The organism is Protofrankia sp. CiP1_Cm_nod1, assembly GCF_920888515.1.
In the GTDB taxonomy this organism is placed as follows: Bacteria; Actinomycetota; Actinomycetes; order Frankiales; family Frankiaceae; genus Protofrankia.
In genome coordinates this window covers 1-4,962 of sequence record NZ_CAKKTM010000299.1, presented here as the reverse complement: position 1 = coordinate 4,962, position 4,962 = coordinate 1, and the positions used below count along the sequence as shown (strand labels likewise).

Sequence of the window (4,962 nt, the reverse complement as noted above, 5' to 3'; positions counted from 1 at the left end):
GCCCCAGTTCCTGGGTCAGCTCGGTCAGGTCGTCCGCCGTGCGCCGCCGCGCCAGGTCGTCGCGGCTCCTGTACTCGTGGAGATCACGGAACGTCACCCGCCGGTGTGTACCGACCAGACGGAACGGGATCTCACCGGCCTCCAGCAGTTTGATCAGATACGGCCGGGACACGTTCAGGAAGTCGGCCGCCTGCTGAGTGGTCAGCTCGGCGGAGTCAGGCGTGACGTTGACGCTCTCACCCTGTGCCAGGACGCGGAGAATCTGGGCGAGCAGGACAGTCGCCTCTCGGGGCACGACCAGGACATCGTCGCCCGCGAGCTCACCGCTGATCGTGACCGGATCGGCACCGGGGTGCGTCGTGAGGTACTCGCCGATGCGTCGCGCCGCCCGCCGGGCAAGCTCCGCATCGGGGTCCCGATGCCGGGCCGCGCCGCCAGCCTGACCGGTCATCTCCACCGCCATCTCCGTCACCTCCACAACATACAACCTGCAAACGCATTATCCGAAACAATCGCAACATCCGCAATCCCTGCACACGGGCCGGTGTCGGCGGCGAGCTGCACCAACTGCTACCACTACCGGACAAGGTCAAGGTGGACGCGCTGCTGGAAACCCCTGACGGCCGTGTCGTCGGGATCGAGGTCAAAGCCGGCGCCACCGTCCGCACCGAGGACCTCGCCGGCCTGCGCCACCTCGCGAACCTGCTCGGCCCACGCTTCGTAGCCGGCTACGTCCTCTACACCGGCCAACAAACCCTGCCCTTCGGCGACCGCCTCTGCGCTCTCCCCTCGACGCCCTGTGGAACCTGACCCCCTGATGACCCACCTGGCCCCGCGAGTCCGGTGAGGTCGTTCTCGCGGACCGGACGGGAACGGGCCGATGAACGACGCACGTTCCGCTTCCTCAGCCAGGCGTTCCCGAATCCTCCAACATCCGGATGCTGCTGGCAGCCGGCATGATCGGCGCTGGAGGTCCCGACGGTTCTCCTGCCTCCGCCTGCTGGCTCACTTCTTCTCGGGATCCGATCCCCGGAAGTATCGTTGCAGGTCGAAGTATGTTCCGAGGAGATCGGGCGGGACGGCCGGCGTCCCGTCCGGGTTGGACGGCATGCGTCCGGAACCCGGATCGACAAGGCCGACGAACAGGTCGATAACGCCGTTTGTCACCTTGTCGAGGATATTTGTCAGACTCGCCAGGTTGGGATCCCGCGCGGCGGGCGTGGTCAAGCCGGCGGTCAGCCTGCGCCCGTTCGCCGCCGAGGCGCGCAGGCTGAGCCCACGTAGCGGGCCGAGTTCCCGGCCGCCGCGTCGTACCCGGTCCGCCAGCTCCGTCGCCGTGATGAGCGTGAGCTGGCCGAGCGCCGAGTCGTCGAAGGCATCGGCCACGGCCCGCGCGAACCGTTCCGGGTCAGGGAGCCGGGTGGCGACCTCTGTGGCGACGAGAACGAACTCGTTGGGATTCGCCCGGAGCATCTCCGCGATCGCGGTGGCCAGCTCCGGGTGGCGGGGCAGAGCGCGACCGAGAACGGTGAGAGTGCTCGCTGCCTGGTCGGCGGAGCAGGCGGACCCCAGCGCACGGGCGAGAGACGGGTCAACCGCCAGCGCGACCGCCGCCAGATACTCGCCATACGCATCGGGCCGGATCGGGCTGAACGCCCATCGGCCCGGATAGAGCGTGCCGAGCGCGTTCTGGCACTGCCGGATCCCTTCGGCGTCGACGCCCAGTATGCCGGGCAGCGCGGCCGACAGGGCTTCCGCCTCCGCGAAGGAGCCGGGCCGCGTGAGTGTCGCCAGGGCGCAGATCTTGGCCGCCAGACCTGTCTGAAGGTCGCCGTCGTGACGGCCGAGCTCACGCCAGCAATGCTGATCGTGTTCCATCAGCGTGGCAAACGGGGCCCGGGAGCTGTGGATATCTCTGAGGGAGGCGTTCAGCGCCGCCGCGTGTACGTCCAGCACCGACTGAAGACGCATGAGATCAGCGGGTGGCGGCACGACGATCGGCCCGGCCTGTCGCAGCTCTGTCCGAAACGCCATGTATGCGGCATCAAAATGGACGCGCCGCGCGTCGGGCCCGGCCGGAAGAGGGGTTATCGACTGGGCCTGGGCCGCTCGGAAAAGGTCGGCGGTCCGCGTGTCGGCCAGCGACTGGAGATCCCGGAGCAGGTACTGGGCGGACCGTGTGAGCAGGAGCAGCCGCCGCGGCGAGGTGCCGGACGCGGCCCCCTCGGCGAGTATGGCAGCGATCAGGGCGGCCTGGTCGAGCCGCGGTTCGGCGCTGTCGACGACCACCATCACCGGGACATCGGCCTCGCGCAGGCACCGGAGCTGGGCCTGGCTCAACGAGGAGTTGACCAGGACCGTCAGCCAGCCCTGCTCGCTCAGCTCCTCGCAGACCCGCATGGCCAGCCGCGTCTTGCCCGATCCAGCCTCACCAGCCAGCAGCCGCGCGGAGAACAAGCCTGGCCCGGCCACCCAGAGATGCAGCGCGGCCCTGTCGCCGCTGAGCTCGACGAAGGGCGCGACGCGGTGTTCGGGCCTGAGCAGCACGCTCGGTGCGCAGATGGCGGTGGCACGGGGCTCGGGATAGGAGAAGAAGATGGCACCATGCCCACTGGCGCCTGGCACATCAGGCTCGGGAAACGACGGCCGGACGGGTACCGCCCTGCCGTCCTGAGGGTAGGGCGGCGCGCAGGTGGGCTTCGCCCGTCCGCCCGAGGCCGCCAGCCCCGCCGCCCACAGCAACTGAAAGCGGGCCTGGTCTTCCGGTTGGCCGAACAGGTCGAACGAGACGACCGGGCCCAGCAACCCGGGCGGCGCACAGTTCGCGACCCGGGCGACGAGAAGCCGGCGGCCACTGCCGGTCGGGTCACGGACCCAGGCAGCCTGCCATTCCGCCTTGCGGTGTTCCGAGCGGATGTAGGCGTCGGAAAGCACCACGATTGTTCGGTCGGACCGTTGAAGGCCGTCGTCGACGCTGGCAACCCAGTTGGAGCCGGGAACGGAGTCCCAGGCCCGGATCTGGACCTGGTACCCGGCATCTTCCAGCGCCCAGGCGATCCACTCTGCCCAGGCCCGGTCCGCCTGCGCGTACGACACGTAGAAGTCGTAGCTCTCGTAGCCGCTCGTGCCGTCCGCGCCGCCGCCTATGGTCACCTCGCCAGTGTGCCACCGGCACAGTCCGTGCTAGTCGGCGACATTATGCGACAAGGGTGTCGCACTGGCACTCGACTGACAGACGGGGCAGTTCGCAGTTGGGGCCGTGGCATGGCGCCACGGCCAGGAATCGACTGTGGCGCGGTTCGCGGTATCAGCGCGGCGCTCACCTCGTGGCGTCTGTCTCGACGATCGGATCTACTGAGCTGGCACCGGAGCGCCAGGCCGGAGACGGGGACTGATGGTCGACGCTACTGGCTGGCAGCCGAGGGTCTGCCGCTATCCAGGGGTGGCTCCAGAACCCGGTTCAGACGAACTTCAGATGCGGGCGAGCTGGGATTGCATCCGCCTCTGCCTCGGGCTTTGATGTCCGGCAGCGGACCGTGCCATCTACGTGTGGTAGACGTCGGCGCGGTGGTCGATACGTACGACGTGGACCATGCGTCTGCGGTCGTCGATGCGGTAGACCACGCGGTAGGCGCCGCGTCTGGCGGCGTGATAGCCGTGTAGCTCGCGGGCCAGTGGTTTGCCGACGCGTTGCGGGTTGTCGAGCAGCGCGCCGGTGACGAACTCGATCACCGCGGCTGCCACGGCGAGCGGCAGCCCGACCGGTGGGCCTTCGGTCAGCGTCCTGTGTGCGGCCGGGGCGAGCGAGAGCCGATAGGCGTCGTCGGTCACCGTTCCCGCTCGACCCGGACGGCGAACGCGCGACGTAGCTCGTCGGCACCGATGGCCTCACCGGCGGCGATGTCCGCCTCGGCCTGACGGATCCGCTCCACCGCGCCTGGCGTGGACAGCAGGTCGAGGGTTTCCTCCAACGCCTCCAGATCCGCGACAGCGAGCATGATCACCTCGGGTCGCCCGTTCCGGGTGATCACCACTCGTTCATGGGTGTCTCGGATCTCGTCCATCACGGCCGACAGCCGTGCCTTTGCATCCGCCAACGGGATCGTCGCCATGACCAGAATAATAGTCACGGGCTACCGAAGCCGCCGGGCAACATCACAGGCGTACTCGAAGAACCGATCACCGCCGTGGTTTGACGCCCGCGTCCGCTGGAGAGCCGGCAACCGCGTCAGGTCATCCGCGTCCCACAAGGTGGAACACCCGGCTGAGCCGCCGGTAGGGATCACGCCGGCCGGCTTCGAGTTCCACCTCGGCGATCCTGGTCAGCTCGTCCTCGTCGTCCTCGTCGTCCCCGTCGTCCCCGTCGTCGAGGGTCATCCAGTCGGTGAACAGCCACACGCCGTACCAGGCCAGCGGGCGAACTCCACGATCAGCGAACAGGCCGGAGAGTTCCTCGACGGTGTCGGCACGCGTGTCCAAACCCAGCACGCCGCACTCCCCCCGGGCGTGGAAGGCGGCCCGCGCGTCGTCCCACCGACGCTCCAGCGCGGGGCGGACGGCAAGGGTCGCCGCGTTGAGCGCCATCACCGAGACGATGCCGTCCACAACGGTGCACGCGCACAGGGCCTCGATCATCGGGGCCGGCTCGGACAGATACATCAACACGCCGTGACACAGCACAGCGGCAAATCGTCGGCCCCGCGTCAGGGCGGGCGCGTCCTCGCCGCTTCCTCGCACCAGCCGGACACGGTCACGAACGTCAGCCGGCTCGGCGGCCAGCCGCCGCTGCGCGGCAGCAAGCATCGCCTCGGACGAGTCGAGCAGGGCCCCAGCGCTGTGAGGATTTGTCGCCGTTCCTGCTCGAATCTGGCCGGCCAGGCCGGAGAGTAGTCGACAATCGTGATCGTGCGATGCTCGACGCCGCCGATAAGCTCTGCCATGGCCCTTATTCGCGTCGACCGA

5 protein-coding genes and 2 pseudogenes are annotated in these 4,962 nt (G+C 68.7%); 1 reads left to right on the top strand and 6 read right to left on the bottom strand.

Annotation, left to right across the window (positions count from 1 at the left end; genetic code table 11):
- On the bottom strand, positions 1–463 hold a 463-nt coding region (locus NBX02_RS13465; protein WP_250291591.1), incomplete at its 3' end, for an excisionase family DNA-binding protein.
- A 128-nt stretch (positions 464–591) separates the two neighbouring features.
- Here NBX02_RS13465 and NBX02_RS13460 point away from each other — a divergent pair.
- Positions 592–818, top strand: a pseudogene (locus NBX02_RS13460) (hypothetical protein); the annotation flags it as partial.
- A 187-nt stretch (positions 819–1,005) separates the two neighbouring features.
- Here NBX02_RS13460 and NBX02_RS13455 read toward each other — a convergent pair.
- The 5 genes and pseudogenes from NBX02_RS13455 to NBX02_RS13435 all read right to left on the bottom strand — a co-directional run.
- Positions 1,006–3,153: a TIR domain-containing protein gene (locus tag NBX02_RS13455; RefSeq protein WP_250286968.1), complete on the bottom strand. Its 2,148-nt coding sequence runs from the start codon at positions 3,151–3,153 to the stop codon at positions 1,006–1,008.
- A gap of 390 nt (positions 3,154–3,543) precedes the next feature.
- The gene (locus NBX02_RS23185; RefSeq protein WP_445548415.1) at positions 3,544–3,831 is read right to left on the bottom strand and encodes a type II toxin-antitoxin system RelE family toxin; all 288 of its coding nucleotides are present in this window, start codon (positions 3,829–3,831) and stop codon (positions 3,544–3,546) included.
- The gene (locus NBX02_RS13445; protein WP_250291589.1) at positions 3,828–4,112 is read right to left on the bottom strand and encodes a type II toxin-antitoxin system Phd/YefM family antitoxin; all 285 of its coding nucleotides are present in this window, start codon (positions 4,110–4,112) and stop codon (positions 3,828–3,830) included. The genes NBX02_RS23185 and NBX02_RS13445 overlap by 4 nt, the downstream gene beginning before the upstream one ends.
- Before the next feature lie 121 nt (positions 4,113–4,233).
- Positions 4,234–4,665, bottom strand: a complete 432-nt coding sequence (locus NBX02_RS13440; protein WP_250291587.1) for a hypothetical protein — start codon at positions 4,663–4,665, stop codon at positions 4,234–4,236.
- A gap of 38 nt (positions 4,666–4,703) precedes the next feature.
- Positions 4,704–4,962: pseudogene (locus NBX02_RS13435) on the bottom strand (hypothetical protein); the annotation flags it as partial.